This window comes from Paraconexibacter sp. AEG42_29, from assembly GCF_040581415.1.
Lineage (GTDB): Bacteria > Actinomycetota > Thermoleophilia > Solirubrobacterales > Solirubrobacteraceae > Paraconexibacter.
The window spans coordinates 4,119,694-4,141,167 of record NZ_CP114014.1 but is presented as its reverse complement, the minus strand read 5'-3'; the positions used below and the strand labels follow the sequence as shown (position 1 = coordinate 4,141,167).

At 74.7% G+C, this 21,474-nt stretch carries 20 protein-coding genes; 9 read left to right on the top strand and 11 right to left on the bottom strand.

Translation table 11 applies throughout. The annotated features are described in order from the left end of the window. Positions 1–42 precede the first annotated feature (42 nt). On the top strand, positions 43–1,143 hold the full coding sequence (locus DSM112329_RS20095) for an AbrB family transcriptional regulator (protein ID WP_354698338.1): 1,101 nt from the start codon (positions 43–45) through the stop codon (positions 1,141–1,143). Here the strand turns inward: DSM112329_RS20095 and DSM112329_RS20090 are convergent. The 4 genes from DSM112329_RS20090 to DSM112329_RS20075 all read right to left on the bottom strand — a co-directional run bounded on the left by DSM112329_RS20090 (position 1,140) and on the right by DSM112329_RS20075 (position 3,746). Beyond that, positions 1,140–1,619 carry a Fur family transcriptional regulator gene (locus DSM112329_RS20090; protein WP_354698337.1) on the bottom strand — a complete coding sequence of 160 codons (480 nt, stop codon included), beginning with the start codon at positions 1,617–1,619 and terminating at the stop codon, positions 1,140–1,142. The two genes, DSM112329_RS20095 and DSM112329_RS20090, sit on opposite strands and share 4 nt — an antisense overlap. 11 nt (positions 1,620–1,630) lie before the next feature. Next, the gene (locus DSM112329_RS20085) at positions 1,631–2,545 is read right to left on the bottom strand and encodes a hypothetical protein (protein WP_354698336.1); all 915 of its coding nucleotides are present in this window, start codon (positions 2,543–2,545) and stop codon (positions 1,631–1,633) included. A gap of 16 nt (positions 2,546–2,561) precedes the next feature. Further along, entirely contained in the window at positions 2,562–3,206 is a 645-nt protein-coding gene (locus DSM112329_RS20080) for a hypothetical protein (RefSeq protein WP_354698335.1), read from the bottom strand. A 153-nt stretch (positions 3,207–3,359) separates the two neighbouring features. Next, positions 3,360–3,746 (bottom strand): VOC family protein, encoded by a 387-nt coding sequence (locus DSM112329_RS20075; RefSeq protein WP_354698334.1) that lies wholly within the window; start codon positions 3,744–3,746, stop codon positions 3,360–3,362. Positions 3,747–3,812: 66 nt separating this feature from the next. On the opposite strand from DSM112329_RS20075, the gene DSM112329_RS20070 reads away from it, so the two are divergent. Further along, positions 3,813–4,598, top strand: coding sequence for a helix-turn-helix domain-containing protein (locus tag DSM112329_RS20070; RefSeq protein WP_354698333.1), 786 nt, complete (start codon positions 3,813–3,815; stop codon positions 4,596–4,598). 48 nt (positions 4,599–4,646) lie between these two features. Here DSM112329_RS20070 and DSM112329_RS20065 read toward each other — a convergent pair whose 3' ends face one another. Further along, positions 4,647–5,543 carry a peptidoglycan-binding domain-containing protein gene (locus DSM112329_RS20065; RefSeq protein ID WP_354698332.1) on the bottom strand — a complete coding sequence of 299 codons (897 nt, stop codon included), beginning with the start codon at positions 5,541–5,543 and terminating at the stop codon, positions 4,647–4,649. A 167-nt stretch (positions 5,544–5,710) separates the two neighbouring features. Here DSM112329_RS20065 and DSM112329_RS20060 point away from each other — a divergent pair, with 167 nt between their 5' ends. Further along, the gene (locus DSM112329_RS20060) at positions 5,711–6,982 is read left to right on the top strand and encodes a hypothetical protein (RefSeq protein WP_354698331.1); all 1,272 of its coding nucleotides are present in this window, start codon (positions 5,711–5,713) and stop codon (positions 6,980–6,982) included. A gap of 193 nt (positions 6,983–7,175) precedes the next feature. Here DSM112329_RS20060 and DSM112329_RS20055 read toward each other — a convergent pair whose 3' ends face one another. The 3 genes from DSM112329_RS20055 to DSM112329_RS20045 are packed head-to-tail and all read right to left on the bottom strand — an operon-like array spanning position 7,176 to position 10,308. Next, complete coding sequence (locus DSM112329_RS20055; protein WP_354698330.1) at positions 7,176–8,345, bottom strand: ArsA-related P-loop ATPase; 1,170 nt, start codon at positions 8,343–8,345, stop codon at positions 7,176–7,178. Then, positions 8,342–9,310, bottom strand: a complete 969-nt coding sequence (locus tag DSM112329_RS20050; protein ID WP_354698329.1) for an ArsA family ATPase — start codon at positions 9,308–9,310, stop codon at positions 8,342–8,344. The genes DSM112329_RS20055 and DSM112329_RS20050 overlap by 4 nt, the downstream gene beginning before the upstream one ends. Before the next feature lie 50 nt (positions 9,311–9,360). Beyond that, a complete protein-coding gene (locus tag DSM112329_RS20045; protein ID WP_354698328.1) occupies positions 9,361–10,308 on the bottom strand; it encodes a cupin domain-containing protein in 948 nt (315 codons plus the stop codon). Between the two features lie 96 nt (positions 10,309–10,404). Here DSM112329_RS20045 and DSM112329_RS20040 point away from each other — a divergent pair, with 96 nt between their 5' ends. The 5 genes from DSM112329_RS20040 (at position 10,405) to DSM112329_RS20020 (ending at position 15,678) form a co-directional block, all read left to right on the top strand. Continuing rightward, positions 10,405–11,181: a ParA family protein gene (locus DSM112329_RS20040; RefSeq protein ID WP_354698327.1), complete on the top strand. Its 777-nt coding sequence runs from the start codon at positions 10,405–10,407 to the stop codon at positions 11,179–11,181. A gap of 370 nt (positions 11,182–11,551) precedes the next feature. Beyond that, positions 11,552–12,652 carry a cell division protein FtsZ gene (gene ftsZ, locus DSM112329_RS20035; RefSeq protein WP_354702506.1) on the top strand — a complete coding sequence of 367 codons (1,101 nt, stop codon included), beginning with the start codon at positions 11,552–11,554 and terminating at the stop codon, positions 12,650–12,652. Between the two features lie 3 nt (positions 12,653–12,655). Beyond that, a complete protein-coding gene (locus tag DSM112329_RS20030; protein WP_354698326.1) occupies positions 12,656–14,170 on the top strand; it encodes a gamma-glutamyltransferase in 1,515 nt (504 codons plus the stop codon). Beyond that, on the top strand, positions 14,167–14,628 hold the full coding sequence (locus tag DSM112329_RS20025) for a hypothetical protein (protein ID WP_354698325.1): 462 nt from the start codon (positions 14,167–14,169) through the stop codon (positions 14,626–14,628). The genes DSM112329_RS20030 and DSM112329_RS20025 overlap by 4 nt, the downstream gene beginning before the upstream one ends. Positions 14,629–14,712: 84 nt before the next feature. Next, positions 14,713–15,678, top strand: a complete 966-nt coding sequence (locus DSM112329_RS20020; protein WP_354698324.1) for a DMT family transporter — start codon at positions 14,713–14,715, stop codon at positions 15,676–15,678. 53 nt (positions 15,679–15,731) lie between these two features. Here the strand turns inward: DSM112329_RS20020 and DSM112329_RS20015 are convergent, their stop codons facing one another. Next, complete coding sequence (locus DSM112329_RS20015; protein ID WP_354698323.1) at positions 15,732–17,210, bottom strand: calcium-binding protein; 1,479 nt, start codon at positions 17,208–17,210, stop codon at positions 15,732–15,734. Positions 17,211–17,471: 261 nt separating this feature from the next. On the opposite strand from DSM112329_RS20015, the gene DSM112329_RS20010 reads away from it, so the two are divergent. Beyond that, a complete protein-coding gene (locus DSM112329_RS20010; protein WP_354698322.1) occupies positions 17,472–18,965 on the top strand; it encodes a hypothetical protein in 1,494 nt (497 codons plus the stop codon). Between the two features lie 255 nt (positions 18,966–19,220). Here the strand turns inward: DSM112329_RS20010 and DSM112329_RS20005 are convergent, their stop codons facing one another. Continuing rightward, the gene (locus tag DSM112329_RS20005) at positions 19,221–20,681 is read right to left on the bottom strand and encodes a calcium-binding protein (protein ID WP_354698321.1); all 1,461 of its coding nucleotides are present in this window, start codon (positions 20,679–20,681) and stop codon (positions 19,221–19,223) included. Between the two features lie 93 nt (positions 20,682–20,774). Further along, positions 20,775–21,413: an LON peptidase substrate-binding domain-containing protein gene (locus DSM112329_RS20000; RefSeq protein WP_354698320.1), complete on the bottom strand. Its 639-nt coding sequence runs from the start codon at positions 21,411–21,413 to the stop codon at positions 20,775–20,777. Positions 21,414–21,474 lie beyond the last annotated feature (61 nt).

Here is a 21,474-nt window from a genome sequence, read left to right as displayed (position 1 = left end):
GCGCAGACGTGTGCGCGTCGACCGCCTACGATCGGGCGGGCCTTGGCGTCCGCACCCACCACCCAGCCACCCCGCGCCCGGCGCGTCTCCGTGGCCGCGTGGGCCGGGCTCACCGCGGGCGTGGTCCTCGGCGGGCTCGCGCTCGACCGCGTCGGGCTGCCGTCGTCGTACCTGTTCGCCGCGCTGCTGCTGGGCCTCGGCGTCGCCCTCGGGCGGCCGGACGCCATCGACGTCCCGCCGGCCTGGTTCCGCTGGGCGCAGGCAGTGGCCGGCGTGACGCTCGGCGCCTACCTGCAGGCGTCCGCGCTGCGGGAGCTCACGCACGCGTGGCTGCCGGTGGCGCTGGTCAGCGCGGCGACGCTCGCGCTGAGCCTCGCGGCCGGGCTGGCGCTCGCCCGGACGACGACGCTGGACGAGCCGACGGCCGCCCTCGGCCTGATCGCCGGCGGCGCGTCGGGCATCGTCGGGATGTCGGAGGAGCTCGGCGCCGACGACCGCCTCGTGGCGTTCATGCAGTACCTCCGTGTGCTCGTCGTGGTGGCGTCGACCCCGCTGTTCATCGCGCTGGCGTTCCCGGGGCACCACGAGTCGGCGAGCGCGCTGGCGGCGGACGCCCAGCCGATCCTGGGCGCGCTGCGCGGCTGGGTCCTGACCGCCGTGCTCGCTCTGGCCGGCGCGCTGATCGCGCTGCGGCTGCGCCTCACGGCCGGCGGGCTGCTCGGCCCGATGATCCTGACGGGGGTCGTCGTCCTCGCCGTCCCGGGCGGGGAGTTCGGCGTCCCGCCGCTGCTGCGGGAGGCGAGCTTCGGGATCATCGGCCTGCAGGTCGGGCTGCGCTTCACGCCGGACACCATCCGGCTGCTCGGCAAGCTGCTGGTGCCGGTCTCGCTGGCGATCCTCGGACTGCTCGTCGCCTGCTTCGGGCTGGCGCTGATCCTGGACGCCGCGACGTCCGCGTCGCTCATGGACAGCTACCTCGCGACGACCCCGGGTGGGCTGTACGCGGTCCTCGCCGTGGCGTCCGGTGCCGGGGCGGACACGACGTTCGTCGTCGCGGTGCAGTCGCTGCGGGTGGTGGTGATGGTGCTGCTCGCGCCGCTCGCGGTCCGCTGGATCCTCGCCCTGCGGCGACGCCCGCGCTAGTTCTGCCGGCGCTTGGCGGCCAGAGCGCCGCAGTCGCCGCACGAGCCGTGCAGGACGATCTCGTGCTCGGCGACGTCGAACGCCACACGGTCGGCGACGCGATGGATCGTCCGCTCGAGCTCGTCGTCCTCGAACGGGATCACCTTCTCGCAGTCGTCGCACACGAGGTGATGGTGGTGGTGATGACCGTCCGGGTGGACGGCTTCGTAGCGCGAGATCCCGTGGCCGACCTCGATACGCGAGATCAGCTTGAGCTGCTCGAGCTCGTCGATGACGCGGTAGACGCTCGCCCGGGCCACGGCGCGGGTGCCGCTGCCCTTGAGCGCCTCCTCGATCTCGAACGCCGAGAGCGCGCACGCCTGACGCGCGAGGAGGTCGATGACGGCCTGACGCGCACCGCCGCGCCGGTAGCCGGCCTCGGCGAGGCGCTCCGACGCGTGATCGGCCCAATCGAGGTTGGCCAGCTCTTCGGACATCCCCATCGATGCTACTGCGCCGCCGGAGGATCGGACGGCGGCTCCACCGGCGACTCGGGGGCCGGGTCCGCGGTGGTCGCCGGGAGACGCGTCACGACGGCTTCGCCGGACCCGGACGATGGAGCGTCGTCGCTGTCGCTGCCTCCGGCGACGTCTGGGTCCCCGCTGTCGCCGTCGATCTCACTGCCCGCGGTTTCACTGACCTCGGTCTCACCGCCCGCGGTTTCGCCGACCTCGGTCTCACCGCCCGTGGTTTCGCCGACCTCGGTCTCACCGTCCTCGTTCTCGGCGCGCCGCCCCGCGATCGCCGCGCCGCCGGCGATCAGCGCCACGAGCAGCACGGGGACGCCGAACACGATCAGCGGCGAGGTCCCGCCGCCCTTGTCACGGTCCCCGGTCGCGCGCCCCTTGTCCCGGGCGACCGCCGGGATGGGGATCGGCGTGCCGTTGGCCGCGGCCAGCCGGCCGACCGCGAGCATGGCCGCACGGGCCAGGCCGTCGGAGCCGGCGGCCTCCTCCGGTGCGATGCCGTCGAGGGCCGTCGCGGCGTTGTCGCCGAGGTTGTTCCCGCCGAGGCCGGCGGGCAGGACGACGAGCACACGCGGCTTCGTGTTGAAGGAGATCTCGGACGTCAGCAGGTCGGCGTAGCGCTGCGGGTCGGTGAACAGCTGCGGGACCGCGCCCAGGTCGACCGGGGCGGCGATCAGCGCGACCTTGACCTCGAACCGCTTCGCCTTCGCGGCCTTGAGCATGCCGTCGAGTGCGACCTGCAGCTCCTTGGCGACGCTCAGCGGGGCGTACGGGTAGTAGGCGTCCTGCGCGAGGAGGATATCGCTGGCCGGGTCGCCGTCGGCGCGGGCGGGGGCGACCGGAAGGGCGGCGGCCAGCGCGAAGCAGAGGACGACAAGGAGGCGGGCGCGGCGCATGGCAGGGCCAGCGTAGTCACGGACGGAGGTGGGTGACGCCGTCCGGCGGGAACCCGTACGTTGCGTGCACCGGGACGTCCGGCCCGGTGACCACCACGATCTGCGCGTGGTGGCGGAGCGGGATCGCCGCGACGGGTCCGCGCCACCGCGTCCCGTCGACCCAGGCGCGGACGGGGCCGTCGAAGCTCAGGAGGCGGCGCGGCCCGAGCGCACGTCCCCAGACGGCGAACAGGTCGCCCAGCGTCGCGCGCGTCCCGGGCAGCAGTTCGATGACGCCGGTCGGCTCGGTCGTGCGCAGCGGCGTCACGCAGCGCCCGCCCGTCACGAAGGCGCCGGCGCGGCGCCGCGGAGGAGCGATCCCGATCCCCGCCGGGACGATCACCGTGTGCCCGGCGGCGAACAGCTCGATGTGGACGGCGTCATGCGTGCGTGGCGGGGGCGCGGTGCGGCAGGGCAGGCGGTCGGCGGTCGCGGGGCCGGGGCCCGGGCCGGGCCCCGGCCGCAGGCGGTCGCCCCGGCCGATAGGCACCGGCGTGGGGACGGACGGCACGCTGCCGCCGGCGAGCGCGCCGGGGGGATGGGCGGCCGGCCGGCCCGCCCCTCCGCAGGCGCCGAGGACGAGGAGGACGCCGCAGGCGGCGGAGAGGGCGACAGCGCGCACGTCGGCTGCATCATGCCGACCCGCCGGTGGGCGCGGGGCAGGCAACCGCGCGGGTCCATCGGCCCACGGGCGCGGCCGCTCCGTCGGCCGAGCGGGCCCGTCCGCCGTCGCAGGGGCGACGCACGACGGGCCGGCGGCGCCGGCCGAGGGCGCTCAGCAGCCCGGGCCGTCACCGGCGTCGGTCACGGGGGACAGCGCGAAGTGCGGGTTCTCGATGACCCCCAGCAGCGCGCCGCCGGCGACGACGACGGCGCCGACCTTGATCCCGCCGCCCACCTCGGCCACGGCGCTGTGCTCGGTCGCCCCGGCGGTGAGCAGACGCGCGTGGGCGGCAGCGGCGTCCGGCACGCCCCAGTACGTGACGGCGCCGTCCTCGACCGGTGCGTCCGGCGCGAGGCCGAGCTCGTAGCCACCGACCTCGAAGCCGACGTAGAACGGCTCGTCGAAGTACGGCGGCTTGCCGAGGACGTCGGTGAACCAGGCCGTGGCGGCCGCGAGGTCCGGGGCGGGGTAGATCGTCGTGCGCAGTCCGAGGAACATGGGGGCAGCATCCCGGACCGCGCCCGCGGTGTCTTGGACGAAACGGACGTGGGCATACTGCGGCGCGTGGTCGTCTACCGCGAGCATCCGGTCCCGCCCGCCCTCCGCTGGGCCCTTGCGTGCGGCTGGACCCTGCGCGCCGGACCGCGCGGCGTGCTCGGCTGGCCGGTCCTCCCGGACGCGCACATGGACATCGTCGCGACCGCCGGCGGCGTCCAGCTGGCCGGCCCCGCCACCGTCGTCCAGCTCTCCCGGCTGGGACCCGGGGAGGCCGTCGCCGGGGTACGGCTGCGTCCCGGGACGGCGACCGCGCTGCTCGGCGTCCCCGCGTCCGCCGTCCGCGACGAGCATGTCGACCTCGCCGCGTTGTGGCCCGCGCTGGCACGGCGGCACGGCTGGGACGCGGACGCGATCGCCGCATCGGGGCCGGGCGGGCGCCTCCGCGCGTTGTACGCGCTGCTGGCGACGCGGCTGCCGGACGCCGCGCCGCCCGACGACCTGGTCCGCCATGCGGTCGCCCGGATCCGCCACGGAGCGCCAAGCGTGACGTCGCTCGCGGCCGAGACGGGGCTGACGACCCGCCAGCTCTTGCGCCGGTTCGACGCCGCCGTCGGCTACGGGCCCAAGCGGCTGCAGCGCATCGTCCGCCTCCAGCGTGGCCTGGAGCTGCACCGCCGCGAGCCCGCGGTCCCGCTCGCGGCGCTGGCGGCGCAGGCCGGGTACGCCGACCAGGCCCACCTGACGCGCGACTGGCACGCCCTCACGGGCGCGACTCCCGCACGCCTGCTGGCCACACGGGTGGTGGACGTCGCGCCGGCTCCCGCCGAGCCCGGCCGTCGCGTCGAGCGGTAGCTCGCGCGCTCGCGTCAGCCGGCGCTCGGTGCTCCGGGCCGCCGCGAGTCACAGGCCGGCCGGATGCCGGACCGTGAAGCCGCTGCTGGACCGCGCCGCGTCCTGCCAGCGCGAGCCCGAGGTCTTCTGCCCGCTCGTGTCGAACCGCAGGCCGGCGACGTACATGTAGACGTGCTCGGCGTTCGCGTAGATCGTCACCCAGCGGCCCGCGCCCGCGGCGCCCCACTTCGCCAGCGACGAGGAGTCGAGCGTGCTGTCCAGCAGGCCGGCGCCGTGCAGCGCGTAGGAGACCGAGCCCGAGCAGTCGTACGCCGTGTCGTCGAAGTCCCCGTGTCCGCCGCCGTAGCGGTACGGCGTTCTCGCGATCCTGTTGGCGGCGGCGATCATCGCGACGACCTCGGGCGGTGCGCCGGCCGGCGCGACGGCCAGGCCGCCGCTGGTCAACGTCGCCTTCCCGACCGGGCCGGTCGCGGCGGCGGCCGGGGCCGCCGCCGGCGGGGGAGGCGCCGGCGACGCCGCGGCGTCCGCAGTGGGCGGTGGCACGGTGCCGAAGGTCACGCCGCCGTCACGGGTCCCCTTCGCGGCGACGGCCGCGGCGTCGCCTGCGGCTTCGGGGTTGCGAGCGGCGGGCCCCGCCGCCGCGGCAGCCCGCAGGACCCGGACCGTCCCCGGCCCGACCACCCCGGTTTGCTGCCGCCGCTTGGCCCGCTGGAAGGCGCGCACCGCGGTCCGCGTCCCGGGGCCGAACTCGCCGTCGGCACCGACCGCGTGCCCGGCCCTGGTGAGCAGCCGCTGCAGGCTCTTCACGTCGCCGCCGGTCGCGCCGACGCGGAGGACGCGTTCACCGAGCCGGTAGGTCGCCGCCTGCGCCTGCGCACGAGGGGCCGCTGCGCAGGCGATCAGGATGCACGCCAGGAGCCCGGCGGTGCGGCGGAATGCGGTCATGTGCCCGGATTTCGGCAAACCTGCACATCGCTCCCCGAAACTCCCCATCTGTGCGCACCTTCGTGGCCTCGAAGCTGCAGATCCGGGCCCCGAAGCTGCAGCCCGGACGGACTGCAACGTCTGTTGCACGGACGAGGACAGGCGCCAGGCGGCCCGAACCGGTCGACATGCGAAACCGCCAGCTGCGCGCCGTGCTTGCCACCTTTGCAGAGGAGGCCGCGTGGCAGCTGGCGTCCGACATGGCGGACGGCCACGAGCTGGCCTTCGAGATCGTCGAGTCGGCGTCGAGCCGTCGCCAGCCGACGCTCTACTGCTACCGCCCGCTGACGGCGGCGTTCATCGATGAGCGCCGCTCGATCCTGTCCCGCCTGGAGTCCTACCTGCCCGCGGTCCACGCGCTGCAGGCCTGCGGCGGGCTCGACGGCTACCTGCAGACACACGTCGCGCAGGGCATCCCGCGCGACCCGCGGCGTTGCGCGGAGCTCGGCCTGCGCGCGTTTCTCGGCCGCATCTTCGAGGACTCGACCGACTTCGTCCTGCAGTCCGAGCGGTTCGACCGCGCGTACGACGAGCTCGAGGAGGTCGTCCACGAGGGCGTCGCGGAAACGGTGCTCGTCTGTGCGGTCCTCGGCCTCGAGCTCGAGTCGGGCGAGGTCGCGATGGGGGACGGCCTGACGCTGATGCGCGCCGAGGTCCTGGAGGACGGTCCGGCCGACGCGGTCCGCGGGGACGGCGCCCGCACCCTCGCCGTCCTGCGCTGGGACGGGAATCTGTGGGCGGGCGGGGCGGAGGCAGGGGGCCACGATCCGGGCCGCCTGCGCCTCGAGCGCCTGATCGCCGCGCTGCGCCTGTTCGACGAGGCGGGCGCCGCGCTGACGCCGGTCGGCTGGACGCGCGCCGCCGGCGGGCCGTGGCAGCTCGTCAGCCTCGGCGCCGCGGCGGGCGGCATCGTCCACGGCCGCTGCCTGATCACCGCTGCGCAGGAGGACGAGCTGCGCGCGTTCTGCAACCTGGTGGGCCGCCGGATGCCGCGCTCGGGCGAGCTGGCCTGGGCGGTGCGCCGCTTCGAGCTCGGCTGCACCCGCGAGCGTGACGACGACGCGCTCAGCGACCACCTGATGGCGCTGCGCGCGCTGCTCGAGCCCGAGGGCCCGCAGAGCGGCCGCCTCGCCGGACGGCTCGCGGCCCTCTGCGCCCAGCCGCACGAGCGCGCCGCGTTCACGAGCCGGGTCGCGCACATCGTCGCCCTCGAACGGACCCTCATCCACGGGTCGACCGCACCCGACGCGGCCATGCTGACCGCGGTCGTCGACGAGCTCAGCGGCCACCTGCGCGCAGTCCTGCGCGACGTGCTGTGCGGCCACCTGGACGCCGACCTGCGCGGGGTGGCGGACGGCCTCCTGGCCGCCGACCTGGTCGAGGCCCCGACCCAGGCCTAGCCGCCGGGCCGGAGTGCGCGCGGGCGCGCGGTCAGTGGTGGGTGGCCGGTGCCCGGTGGCCGGTGGGCCGATACCTGGCTCCGGCGTCTGACGACCAATTCTGGTCGTTGCGGCGACCAAAATTGGTCGTCAGACGGCGCCGGGCGGTCGTCAGCCGCCGGCCGTTGACCCCCCCCGCGGCCGACGTGGACCGTCAGGCCAGGCCGGCCGCCGCGCGCATCATCGACGCGCGGTCCGGGTCGGACGCGAACAGGTGCCGGTGGATCAGCGTCAGGCCCTCGAGGTCGTGGACGTCGTCGTCGAGCTGGGGGACCAGCAGCGCCTCCGCCTCGCCGAGCGCGTCCTGCAGGTGCGCGATCGACGCGGCATCGCGGTCAGCCAGCAGGCGCGCGTCGGCCATGGTCCGCGCGACCTTCCGCGCGAGCGGCGCGCCGAGCTCGGCCGTCAGCTCCTCCTCGAGCGCGGCGAGCGCTTCGGCGTCCGGCGGGTCGGCATCGGCCACCCCCGGGTCGACCCGGTTGACGATCAGCGCGCCGATGCGGTGCCTGGCCTCGCGCAGCTTGCCGGCGAAGTGGATCGCCTCCTCGATCGGCTCATGCTGTGGCGAGCTCACGATCAGGAACGTCGTCGCCGGGTCGCCCAGCAGGGCCTTGACGCCGGACGCCCGCTCGCGGAAGCCGTCCATGATCCCGCTCAGGGCGCGGAAGAAGACGCTGACGTCGTCCAGCAGGTCGACGCCCGTGACCTTGCGCAGGACGGAGAACACGACGCTCGTGCCGCGCCCGACGACCTTCGCCGCGATCCCCGACGGCGCCAGGAAGACCTTCAGCGCACGCCCCTCGAAGAAGTTCGTCAGGCGGTCCGGGGCGTCGAGGAAGTCGAGCGCGTTGCGCGAGGGGGGCGTGTCGAGGATCAGGACGTCGAACCCACCGTCGCGGTCCAGGTCGTAGAGCTTTGCGATCGCGGTGAACTCCTGCGACCCGGCGACCGCGGACGACAGCTCCTGGTAGATGCGGTTCTCGAGGATCTCGTCGCGCGTCTTGGCGTCCGGCGCGAGGCGCTCGATCAGGTCGTCGAAGGTCCGCTTGGCGTCGAGCATCATCGCCCACAGCTCACCCTCGACCTCGATGTCGTGGTCGCTGAAGCGCGACGGGTCCACGCGGCGCGGCTCGTTGCCGAGCTCCTCCAGGCCGAGGGCGTCGGCCAGGCGCTTGGCCGGGTCGATCGTGATGACGCAGACCCGCTGCCCCCCCGCGGCGAGGCCGAGCCCGATCGCGGCGGACGTCGTGGTCTTGCCCACGCCACCGGAGCCGGCGACGATGACGACGCGGCGGCCGTCCAGGCGCTCCGAGAGCGAGCTCATCGCGCCGCCAGCCGGCGCACGAGGGCGGGGACGAGGTCGGCGGTGCCGGCCAGGGCGGGCAGGCTCGCGACGGTCGGCGCCGGCCGGCCGGCCGAGCCCGCAGGGACTGCCAGGCCGCGCCGCAGCCGCGCCAGCTGGGCGCGCTGGTGCCGGGCGCGGTTCTGGTGCGCGCGGGCCGCGTGCAGCGCGGCGCTGCGGTGCGGCGCGGTGGCCCTGCGGTCGCCGCCGCCGGCGACGGCGGCCGGGACGCGCGCCAGCGCCGTCTCCACCGCTGTCGTCTCCGCGCCCGTGAGCGTCGTCCGCAGCAGCTGGTTGACGATCACCGCGTCGAGGTCGAGGCCGGCCTGGGACAGGAGCGCGTCACGCAGCAGCAGCGTCTCGCTGACCGGCGTCTCCTCGGCGGTGGTGACGGCGAGCACGCCGGTTCGGGACGGATCGGACAGCATCTGATCGATCGTACGGCCCTGGCGCGCGATCGGGCCAACCCGCGCGGCCTGGGCGAAGGTCCGCGGCGCCGCAAGCAGCGCCAGCCCGTGGCCCGTCGCGGGCGCGTCGACGATCACGAGGTCGTAGGGCCGTGCACCGGGTGTGCGGCGGTCCGGCTGCGCCAGCTCCCAGAGCTTGCCGACCGTCAGCAGCTCCCGCAGCCCGGGGGTGGCGGCTGCCAGGTAGCTGAAGAGCCGCGAGGAGACGAGCGCGTCCGCGAGCGCCTTCACCGGCATCTGGTCGACGAGGTACTCCTGCATCGCGTGCTCGGGATCGACCGAGATGTGGTGCAGGCCGGGGGCGACCTCGCGCTCCTCGAACACCCGGACCGGCCGATCGCCCGTGTCCGCACCCAGCTGCCGTGCCGCGTCGTCGCGCGCGGAGACCTCGGCGACGATCGTTCGCAGCCCGCGCGCGGCGGCGGCGCTCGCCAGCGCGGCCGCCACCGTCGTCTTCCCGACGCCGCCCTTCCCCGTCACGAACAGCAGCTCCTTGGCGACGAGCCGGTCGATCAGGCGCTGGTCCTTGATCAGGCCGGGGATTCGTCCTCACCCTCCCAGTAGTCCACGACGTCGAGCCGGAACGTGATCCCGCCGACGTTGGCCTTCTGCGACCGCGGGTAGAAGCAGATGTCGTTGGGGTCGCGCGTGCCGAAGGCGAGGTACGTCAGGCCCCCCGCACCCGCCAGGAGGCTGTGCGCCACCCCCGAGTTCGGCGGCCGGACAACGACGCTCCCCGTGCGCACCCCGAACCGCTGGTCGCCGAGCTCGACCGTCCCGTCGCCGTCGAGGACCAGGAACAGCTCCTCCTCGCCCGTGTGCCAGTGGGGCGGGCACGAGCGGGTGCCGGGTGCGAGCGTGTCGTGGCGCAGGCCGATCCGCACGGAGCCGACGGCACGCCCGAGGTTGCGCTCGGCGATGTCGTAGCCCGGCCGGACCTCGACCTTGAGTTCGATCGCGTCGAGGTGGCGGACCGTCGGCGGACGCTCGGTCTGCGGCGCGCCGGGCAGCTCCAAGGGGCCGAGGGCGGCCTCGAGCCGGAACGGGTTCGGCCCGTCTGCCGGGATCCAGCGCGTCCCCAGCCACCAGGCCTGCGGCCGGGGCAGGTAGGTGATGTTCGTGCGCGAGCCCTCGCCGAACGCGACGACGGTGAGCCCGTCCGGGCCGGCGACGAGGGTGTGCGCCTCGGTCTGCGCGAGGTGGACGATGGTGTCGCCGGCACCGACGGCGTAGGTCACGCCGTCCTGCCACAGCAGACCTGACCCCTCGAGGACGAAGAACAGCTCCTCCTCGTCGCTGTGGACGTGTACGGGCATCATGCGCCGCGAGGGCGGGACGACGTAGCGGGTGGCGCCGATCCCGATCGCGCCCGCAGCCGACGCGAGCCGCACGTAGTCGACCGCGATGTCCTCGGCCTCGCGGCGCTGCACGGGCAGCTCGTCGAGGTGCACGACGTTCGGGTGGGCAGTGCCTGACATGGCGACGATCTTATGTACCGGGCCGGAGGAGGAGAACCCGCGGCGCGCGCGAACAAGACCGGCGATCGGTCCATTCCCGGACGAACGAGCATCCCCGTGAACAGCACGCCCAAAAAAGCCAAGGTCATCGTCTTCGCCAACCAGAAGGGCGGGGTCGCCAAGACGACCACCACCCTGAACCTCGCGGTGGCGTTCGCCGAGAGCGGGTACCGGGTGCTGTGCGTCGACATGGACCCCCAGGGGAACCTGACGATGTCGCAGGGCATTGACCCGGACGGGCTGAAGCAGTCGATGTTCGACGTCCTCGTCCACGACCTGCCTATCGTGGACGTCATCCAGAAGCGCGAGATCGACATCGCCTGCGCCTCGATCGACCTCGCCGGCGCCGAGATCGCCATGTCGATGAAGATCGGCCGCGAGCGCTCGCTGGAGAAGGCGTTCAGGCCGATCATCAACGACTACGACTTCATCTGCATCGACACGCCGCCGTCGCTCGGGCTGCTCACGATCAACGCCCTGACGGCCGCTTCCAAGGTGATCGTCCCCGTGCAGTGCGAGTATCTGTCGATGCGGGGGCTGATCCAGCTCCAGAACACGCTCCACATGATCCGCGAGAACCTCAACCCGGACGTCGAGATCGAGGGCATCCTGCCCACGCTCATGGACTCCCGCACCCTTCACGCGAAGGAAGCGATCGAGATCCTCGAGGAGAACTTCGGTGATCGCGTGTTCGCGTCCCGCATCAAGAAGACCGTGCGCTTCGCGGAGGCGCCGGTGAAGGGCATGTCCGTCCTGAAGTACGAACCGGACGGCATGGCCGCCCGGTCCTATCGCGATCTCGCGAAGGAGGTCCTCTCCCATGGAATCCGGTAAGCGCGCATCCATGCGTGAAGGCCCGCTGGCGGCCCTCTTCCGCAAGACCGACGAGGTCCAGGAGGAGCAGGCGCGCCGCGACGGCGCACCGTCCCACAGCGGTCCCGCGACGGCGGCGGCACAGCAGGCGGTCCCGCCGCTCCCCGTCGACTCGCGCGAGACGCCCGGCTTCCCGCATCCCGCGATGGCCGACCCGCGCGCGGAGGACACCGCGCCGACGCCCGCCCCTGCCCCCGCAGCGACACCCGCATCTGCTCCTGCGAGCTTCAGCAAGACCGAGCCGCCGGCCAACCCGCTGCCGGCCCGCACGTCCTTCTACGACGACCCGTACGCGCGTCCGACCCCGGCGGCCCCCGCCTGGGGCCAGGCGATGGAGGTCGGCAAGCCCGTCATCCGCGTCGTCGGCGTCGGCGGTGCCGGCGTGAACGCCGTCAACCGCATGGTCGAGGCCGGCATCGAGGGCATCGAGTTCATCGCGGTCAACACGGACGTGCAGTCGCTGCAGCAGTCCACCGCGGACATCACGCTGCACATCGGCCCGCAGGTCACGCGCGGGCTCGGCGCCGGGTCCAACCCGGACCTCGGGCGGGCGGCGGCGATGGAGGAGTACGACAAGCTCAAGAGCCTGCTCAAGGGCAGCGACATGATCTTCGTCGCGGCCGGCGCGGGCGGCGGCACGGGCACCGGTGCGGCGCCCGTGGTCGCGCGGATCTCCCGCGAGCTCGGCGCGCTGACCGTCGGCATCGTCACCAAGCCGTTCGGCTTCGAGGGCTCGCGGCGTGCGAGCGCGGCGGAGGTCGGCATCCAGTCGCTCTCCGAGGAGGTCGACACGCTGATCGTCGTCCCGAACAACCGGCTCCTGTCGGTGCTCGACAAGCAGACGTCGATGGTCCAGGCGTTCAACGTCGCGGACGACGTGCTGCGTCAGGGCGTGCAGGGCATCAGCGACCTCGTGACGCTGCCGGGCCTGATCAACCTCGACTTCGCGGACGTCCGGACGATCATGTCCGAGGCCGGCAACGCGCTCCTGGGCATCGGCATGGGCCGCGGCGAGGACCGCGCGCTGGCCGCCGCCGAGGCCGCCGTGTCGTCCCCGCTGCTGGAGACGTCGATGGAGGGCGCGCGCAAGATCCTGCTCTCGATCACCAGCGGCACCGACCTGTCCCTGTGGGAGGTCAACGAGGCGGCCAAGACGATCGCCGCGGCGGCTCACCCCGAGGCGAACATCATCTTCGGCGCGATGGTCGACGAGAAGCTCGAGGACGAGGTCTGGATCACCGTCGTGGCGACGGGCTACGGCCCGGCGGCGACGCGCACCCAGCGCCGTCCGCTCGAGGAGCCGGCCGGCGAGGTCCGCGTCCAGCGGCGCGAGCCGGCGCGTGGCCGTGAGCCCGTCCGCTCGGGCTCGACCCGCAAGACGGGCCTCGGCGTCAGCGAGCTCGACGTGCCCGAGTTCATCCCGCGCGGCTAGGTCGTGCCCCGGTCCGGCAGCGGCGGGGTCGTCGCCGCCGGACACCCGCTCTCGGCGCGCGCGGGCGCCGACGTCCTACGGGACGGCGGCAACGCGGTCGACGCCGCGATCGCCGCGATGCTCACGTCGTTCGCGGCCGAGCCGCTGCTCACCGGGATGGGCGCCGGCGGCTACATGCTGACCGTCGGCTTCGACGCCGACCCGGTGCTGCTCGACTTCTTCGTCGCCGCTCCCGGAGCCGTCGACGCGCGGGCGTCCGCCTTCCCGGCCGCGTCGCCGCCCGTCCCGCCGGCCGCGCCGGAGCTCACGCCCGTCGTCGTCGACTTCGGCGACGCAACCCAGGTCTTCCACGTCGGTGCCGGCTCGGTCGGCGTGTGGGGCATGCCCGCCGGCATCGCCGAGGCCGCGTACCGCTGGGGGTCGGTCCCGCTCGCCGGCCTCGTCGGCCCCGCGGCGGCGCACGCCCGCGCCGGCGTCCCCGTCAACGCCTCGCAGGGCTACGTCTCGGAGATCCTGGAGGGCATCCTGGTCGCCACGCCCGAGTGCGCCGCCGTGTTCGCGCCGGGTGGGCGGTCGCTGCGCGCGGGGGACGACTTCCGCTGGCCGGACCTCGCGGACGCGATGGAGCTGCTGGCGGCCGAGGGGGCCGCGCCCTTCTACCGGGGCGCCGTCGCCGCGGCCGTGGTGGACTGGCTCACGCCGCGCGGCGGCGCCCTGTCGGCGGTCGACCTCGGCGTCTACCTGGCCGTCGACCGCCCCCCGACCACCACCGCCTACCGCGGCCGGACCGTCCTGACGAACCCGCCGCCGAACGCCGGCGGGATCCTGCTGGCGGGCGCGCTGACCGATCTGGACCGCGGCGCCGTCACCCCGGAGCTGCTCGTGGACGCGATGGAGTCGGCGCAGTCGGCACGCACCGACGCGTTCGTCGCGGGCCTCGCGGAGGACGGCTTCGCGGCGCGCTTCCTGAGCTCGCGGCTCGGGAGCACCACCCACGTCTCGGTCCTCGACGCGGAGGGCCGCGCATGCGCGGTGACCGTGACGAACGGCGAGGGATCGGGTGTCGTCGTCCCCGGGACGGGCATGCACCCCAACAACATGATGGGCGAGGAGGACCTGAACCCGCTCGGCTTCCACGCGTTCCCGCCGGGCCGCCGGATGCCGTCGATGATGGCGCCGACGGTGCTCGTCGGGGCCGACGGCGTCGAGCTCGTCGTGGGGTCGGCCGGCTCCAGCCGCATCCGATCCGCGATCCTGCAGACCATCGTGGGCGTGATCGACCAGGGACTTCCGGCGCAGGACGCGGTCGACGCGCCGCGGCTGCACTTCGACGCGGGCACCGTGTACGCCGAGCCGGGCGTCGCCGTGGACGCGCTGGCGGCGGCCGGGCGGCCGGTCCTTCCGTTCCGCGACCGCAACCTCTTCTTCGGCGGCGTGCAGGCCGTGGTGCGGGGCGCGGACGGCACGGTCACCGCGGGCGGCGACCCGCGACGCGGCGGAGCGGCGGCGTGGGCATGACGCCACATCGCTCACGCTGCGCGCTCGGGTTCGGCGTGGTCGCGATCGCGCTGGCCGCGTGCGGGACCCCGTCCCCGGACCTGTTCGTCGTCGAGCGGACGGGCGCCGTCCCCGGGGCGAAGCTCGACCTGCGTGTCCAGGACGGCGGCGAGGTCACCTGCAACGGGAAGTCGGCCGGCATGATGAGCTCCGATCAGCTCATCACGGCCCGCGAGCTGATCCGGGAGCTCAGCGGTGGCAAGGTCGACCGCCAGAACGACCAGACGTCGGACAGCGGCCCGCTCGACCGCGACCTCGTCCTGCCGCCCGGCCCGCGGTCGATCCTGCGGTTCGAGCTGCGTGCCGAGGAGGGGACGATCGCCTTCAGCGACAGCTCGGCCAAGCAGCCGGAGGGCTTCTTCAAGGTCACGCGCCTGGTGCGCGACCTGGCCAAGTCGGTCTGCAAGCTCCCGCGCTGACCCCGGTGCCATCAGCGCAGCTGATGGAGACGGCCCGGAAAGATCGTTGGTGCTTACGACGGCATGCTGCGATCCTCGACGGCAATGGGGCGGCGCTCGTGGATCCTGATGGCCGTGCTGGCCGCCACCTGGGGCGCGTCCTACCTGTTCATCAAGGTCGGCCTGCGGGACTTCGACTCGGCGCAGGTGGTGTGCTCGCGGACGGCCCTCGGCGCGCTGGTCCTGTTGCCGATCGCGCTCCGCGGCGGAACGCTCGCCATGCTGCTCCAGCGCAAGCGGGCCGCGGTGGTCATCGCGATCATCCAGGTCGTCATCCCGTTCGCGCTGATCACGGTGGGGGAGCACCACATCGACTCGGCGCTCGCCGGGATCCTGGTGGCCAGCGCGCCGATCTTCACCGCGCTCATCGCCCTGCGCTTCGATCACGCGGAGCGCTCCAGCGGCTGGGGCACGGTCGGCATTGGTGTCGGCATCCTGGGCGTCGCGCTGCTTTTCGGCGTCGACCTCAGTGGCGACAGCAAGACGCTGCTGGCCGGCGGCGGCATCCTCATCGCAGGCCTTTGCTACGCCATCGGCGCGATGCTGATCAAACGGGAGATGGCCGGCGTCCCGCCTGCGGGGGTCGTCGCGTCGACGATGACGATCAGCGCGCTGCTCACCCTGCCGTTCGCCCTGATCCACCCGCCGACGTCGCTCGGGCTCGACGCGGCCGCCAGCCTGCTCGCGCTCGGGGTCCTGGGTACCGGCCTCGCCTTCCTGATCTTCTACACGCTGATCGCCGAGCTCGGACCGCGGAAGGCGTCGCTGGTCGCCTACATCGCACCCGGGTTCTCCGTCGTCTACGGCGCGGCGCTGCTGGACGAGCGGATCACGGCCGCGACGATCGGCGGACTGGTCCTGATCCTGGCGGGGTCGTGGATGGGTGCGGAGGGCCGAGCGCCCTGGCAGCGGCGGTCCGCCCCGCCCGGCGGCACCCCGCCTGCCACCGAGCCGGTGGCCGCGGTGGCCGTTCCGCCCGCCAAGGCCGCGAGCACCGCCGGGTCCGCGTAGGCGCGCGCCGCGCCGGTGCGGCCGTGGCCGCATCGATGTCCATCCGCCGTCGGTCACGGGGCGAGGAGGCCGACGACCACCCTCGGGATCTCGGTCGTGCGGGTCACGGTCCCGGAGGTGGTCGTCGTCGCGGTGGTGATGAGCGCCAGGACCGGTGTCCCCGGGGCCAGGGTCGCCGGGCGCGGCACGTCGACCCTGACGGTCGCTCGCCGTCTGGTGCCCGGCGGCAGGTCGGTACGCGCAAGCTCCACCGGGGCCGCAGGCGCACCGACTCCCGCCCAGGCCAGCCGCGCCGGTGCACGGTGGAGGCTCAGGCGCCAGTCGTCGCAGACGTCGGCCGAGCACCGCACCGTGAAGGTGAGGGAGTCCGCCGTGGCCGTGGCCGGGGCGGCGAGCCACGGGTCGCCCGAGGTGCCGACCTCCTCGCACGTCCGGTCCACGAGCGGCGCCGACGTCCGCGCACTGACGGGGATGGCGCCCGACTGGACGCGGTCGCGGCCGGCGCCGCAGGCGATGCGTCCGGCCGCTCCGATGGCGTAGACGACGTCGTCGCCCGCGCCGGCGTCCACGCGTGGGTCGGTGTCGCCGCTGTCGACCACCAGGCCGTCGTCACCGCCGCCGCCGACAAGGGTGTCATCGGCGTAGGCGCCGACCTCGACGCCGCCCGACAGGAGGTTCGGGCCTGTGTCGCCGGTGATCGTGTCGGGGCCGGCGCCGCCGGCGGCGTCCTCGACCCGCTTGATGCTGTCCTCGCCCCCGGGACCACTCAGGACGACCTTGACCCCGGTCCGGCGTCCGTCGTAGTCGGCCGTGTCCGTCCCCGGACCGCCGTCGACGGTGTCGGCGGCGGGGACGCGGCCATCGTCCATGAGCAGCTCGTCGTGGCCCGTGCCACCGAAGACCCGGTCGCGGCCCGCGTCCCCGTACAGGACGTCGCTCCCGCCACCACCGACCACGCGGTCGCGGCCGCCGCCGCCGCGCAGCCGGTCGTTGCCGGCGCCGCCGATCAGCCGATCGTCGCCCGCGTCACCCGCGATCCTGTCGCGGCCGCGGGCGCCGTTGAGCGTGTCGTCGCCGGCGTCGCCGAGCAGCAGGTCCGCGTGGACGCCGGTGGTGATCGCGTCGTCGCCCGTGCCGCCGCGGGCCGTGGTCGGGCCGGTCGACCGCAGCCGATCGCTGCCGCCGCCCAGGTTGACGATCGCGCGCAGCCGCTGGGCCTCGATCGTCACGGAGTCGCGGAGGTCACCGGTCGACACCGAGACCCGGCGTGCGGCGGTGGGCACGGTGCAGATCGCCCGCTTCGGGGCGACGCGCCGGCAGCCGGGCTTCACGTTGATGCGTCCTCGGGCCCCGCTGTCCGTAATGCGGAAGCGGGTCCCGCCGAGCTGCAGGATGCTGATGCGGTTGCTCTCCCGCGGGCCGGCCTGGACGCGAAGGGCGGCGACCCGCGAGCCGACGGGGACCTCGTACGTGTCGCAGACGTCCTCGCGGCCGTCGTCGTAGCAGTCGTCGCCCTCCAGGGTCTCGGTCACGACCTCCCGGGTCAGGCTGACCGTGGTGGCGGTCGCCGGGGTCGACCAGGCGAGCGTGAGCCCCCCCCAGGACGGGCAGGGCGACGAGCAGCGCGCGGCTTCGCATCCGCCGACCGTCTCAGACCGTCGGTTGCAGCGGGAGCCGGTTGCGTCAAACGCCGCAGTCGGGGGCGCGGATCCGCAACCCGGGGCGCGCCGACCCGTTGAGTGGGGGACATGCGCCCGCCCCACCCACCGGCGGCGTGCGGTCCAGAGCTCCTCATGTGCGCTCTGCGCCGCACGCCGTCGCTGTCGATCGCCGCCGTCCTGGCGCTCGTCGGGGTGGGGACGGCGGAAGCGGTCGCCGCGCCTGGGCTGCTGCGGGTCCTGCAGGACGACGCCACCCTCGTCCACGGTCCCGAGCCGCTGCGGACCCGGGCGCTCGACGACCTGCCGGCGCTCGGCGTCGACATCGTCCGGGTGAACGTCCGCTGGAACGAGCTCGCACCGCGCCGGCCCCGGGACCAGCGCGACTCGGCCACCTACACCGGGTCGTGGGCGCCGTACGACCAGCTCGTCAGGGAGGCAGCGGTGCGTGGCGTCGAGGTGCTCTTCACCGTCACGACGCCAGGCCCGGCGTGGGCGGCGGACGACCTCACCAAGCGCTTCCCCGGGGCGCGCGACCCCGACCCCGCGGCCTTCGGCCGGTTCGCGGAGGCCGCCGGGCGGCGATACGACGGCAGCGCGGACTCGCCCGGGCGCGTGTCGCGGTGGTCGATCGTCAACGAGCCGAACAACCCGCGGCACCTCGGTCCGCAGTCCCGGGCCGGGGCCCTGCACGCGCCGGGGCAGTACCGGCGGCTGGTCCGTGCCGGCCTTGCGGGACTGGCGGCCACCGGCCACCGCGGCCGCGAGGTCCTGATCGGCGACCTGCTGGCCACCGGCCGCACGCGCCGGGGGGAGACGACGGCGATCGGGCCGATCCCGTTCCTGCGCGAGCTGCTGTGCCTGGACCGCAGCGACCGCCCGCTCCGGGGCCGCGCCCTCCGGGGCCACGCGGGCTGCCGCGCGACGATGCCGAGGCTGGAGGTCGCGGGGCTCGCGGTCCACCTGTACTACTTGAAGGCCGGACCGGACCTCGCGCCGCGGCTCCGGGGGGACATCACGCCCGCAGGGCTCGTGCGGCTGCGGCGGACGCTGGCCGCCGGCAAGCGGGCGGGCCGCATCGGCAGCACCGACGTCTGGGACACCGAGGGCGGCGTCCAGACGAACCCTCCGGACCGCGTGTTCGGCGTGTCGTTCGCGAAGCAGGCGGCGTTCCTGAACCGCAGCGAGAACCTGCTCTGGCACACGCCCGGCGTGCGGTCCTTCGCGCAGTACCTGCTGCGGGACGAACCGGCGGGCGGGACGTTCCAGAGCGGCCTCTGGCGGACCAGCGGCGTCCACAAGCCGGCCTACGCGGCGTACCGGTTCCCGCTCGACGTGCGGCCCGCGTCGCGCACGCAGCTCGCCGTGTGGGGTCGCGTCCCGCCCCGGGCCGCGGCCGCCTCCGGTGCTGGTGTCGGTGCCGGGACCGGGAGCCGCGCCGGGACGGGGGCCGGGAGCGGGACCGTGGCCGGCGCTGCGCGGACGGTGACGCTGACCGGACCGGGCGGGACGACCAGGACGCTGACCGTCGCGGCCGACCGGACCTTCCGTGCGCTCGTCCCGCGGCGGGCGGGGACGTACCGAGCCACGGCGGGGACCGACCGCAGCCGCACGGCTCGAGCGGGCTGAGCGGACCAGCCCCGCACGTCCTCCGGGCGGTGGCAGGAGCCAGCGCGGGCGGAGCGACCGACCGCTGCGGGCCGGAGCGGCGGCGTGGGGCGCCGGGTTGGGGGGCGAGCACGGTGGATGGGGGCCCGTCGTGTGTCGTCGCGGCAACGCAGGACGGGCCTGCGCCAGGCGTGGGGGCAAGCACGGTGGCTGGGGGCCCGTCGTGTGTCGTCAGGGCCGCGCAGGAGGGGCCTGCCACGCGCCGCGAGCGAGCGATCAGGGCGCGCGCAGGCCCCACTGGAAGCGCGTGTACGGCTGCGACCGGGGGTAGCCGTCGGTCACCTCGATCGTCGCGATCAGCGGCAGCCCCGGGGTCAGCGCGGCCCGCGGCACGGTCAGCAGGACGCGGCTGTTCCCCGCGTTGGCCGGGGCGTCGGCCCGCGCGAGCACGTTCGACCCCACCGGTGCGCTCGGGCCGGCGCCCGCAGCGCCGGCCCACCAGATGTCCCGCGGCGCGCGCGTCAGGACGAAGGACCAGCGACCGCAGCTGTAGCCCGGGCAGGCGACGGCGAACGTCAGGGTGTCCGGCGTGACGGTCACCGGCGTGGGCACGCTGCCGGCGTCGTCGTAGCCGACGTCGACCACCAGCTCGCAGCTCGGGTCGACCAGCACGCGCAGCGGCCCGCTGACGCGGTCGCGCGACCCGGTGCCGCAGCGCGCGCGACCCTGACCCTCCTCGGCGGCGATCAGGTCGTTCCCCGGCCCGCCGTCGGCACGGTCGCGCGGCGAGCTCAGGATCAGCGTGTCGGTGCCGGCCAGCCCGCGCAGCAGGTCGTTGCCGCCCGCCCCGCCGAACAACCGGTTCGGGCCCACGCTGCCGACGAGCGTGTCGCTCCCGCGCCCGCCCGTGGCGTCCTCGAGGGCACGCAGGGTGTCCTCCCGGCCCGTCCCGTCGCTGTGCCCGCGCGGCCCCAGCGTGACGCGCACAGCCCGGCGGCGGCCGGAGTAGGAGACGGCGTCGCGCCCGGTGCCGCCGTCGATGAAGTCCCGGCCGGGGGCGATGCGCTCGAACGCCTCCAGGCGATCGGCACCCGGACCGCCGAGCATGCGGTCCGCGCCCGGGCCGCCCGCCACCACGTCGTCCCCGGCGCCGCCGGCGAGGCGGTCGTCCCCCGGCCCGCCGGACAGCTTGTCGTCGCCGCCGCTGCCGCGCAGGTCGTCGTCCCCCGCCTCGCCGCGCAGGGTGCCGGCCACCGCCGAGCGGGCGCGGTCCGCGCCCGGGCCGAGCTCGGCCACGAGGTCCGGGGTTCCCGGCCCGGCGTCCACGGCGTCGTCGCCGTCGCCGGTGCGCACCCGTGTGGAAAGAACGTCCGCGCGCGTCCGGCAGAGCGCCCGCGCGCTTGTCACCCGGCGGCAGCCGTGCGCGACCTGCAGGCCGCCCCGCGACCCGGTGTCCTGGACGGTCCAGCGACTACCGCCCAGCGAGCGGATCCGCACGCGGTTGCGCTCGCCTGGTGCGGCACGGATGTCGAGCACCGCCTCGTAGCGGGTGAACGCGCGGTCGTCGTCGGTGCACAGGTCCTCGCGCTGGTAGTCGTCGAAGCATGTCTCGCCTTCGTCGACATCCGGCACCGCGCGGAGCTTCAGCTCGACGACAGATGCTCCGGCGGGAGCGACCGGCAGCCCGGCCGACAGCAGGCCGAGCACCACGATCGGCAGGAACCTTGACGCACGCATGCAGGGACAACGACCTCCCCCTGCGCGAGTTACGCAGACCGGCGTCCCCGCGACCGCGGCGACAGCCGACAGGGGCGACGGCGGCCCTGGAGCTCAGCCGAAGCGGACCTTGCCGTTCGACCGCGCGCGCACCTGCGCCTTCTCGATGAACTCCAGGCGCTTGGTCGCCGCGCGGAACAGCCGGGTGACCAGGCGCAGGCGGGCGTTCTCGGAGCGCAGGTCGAGCAAACCCTGCTTGGCCTGCAGGCCGAACTCGACCGTTGCCGCCATCGCGTACGCGTTCATCTGGTCGAGGTCCGCGTCGTCGGGCTCGTTGTCGGTGGCCTGTTCGACGAGCGAGCGGTACGCCTCGTGCGCGGTCTCGCCGGCGTCCGGGTCGGCGGGCTCGTCGACGTCCTCGAGGAACTCGACCGTCGCCGCGGGATAGGCCAGGTGGTGCAGCTCCTCGACGATCCGGAACGGCCGGGTCCCGCGCGACAGGATGTTCAGCCGCCCGTCGTCCATGCGCTCGAGGACGCGCGCGACCTCCATGGCGCAGCCGATGCGGGGCTCGTCATCGTCGTCGTCGGGGTCCCGCGCCCAGACGATCCCGAACTCGCTGCCGCGCTCCAGGCACTCCCCGATCATGGTGCGGTAGCGCTCCTCGAAGATGTGCAGCGGCACGTACTCATGGGGGAGCGCCACCAGTCCGAGCGGGAACAGCGGAAAGTCCTGGACCACGCGGTCGGGCATATGCCCGAGTCTACGACGCCGCTGCCGGCGATCCGCGCGGCTGTGCGCACCGTAGTCCAGA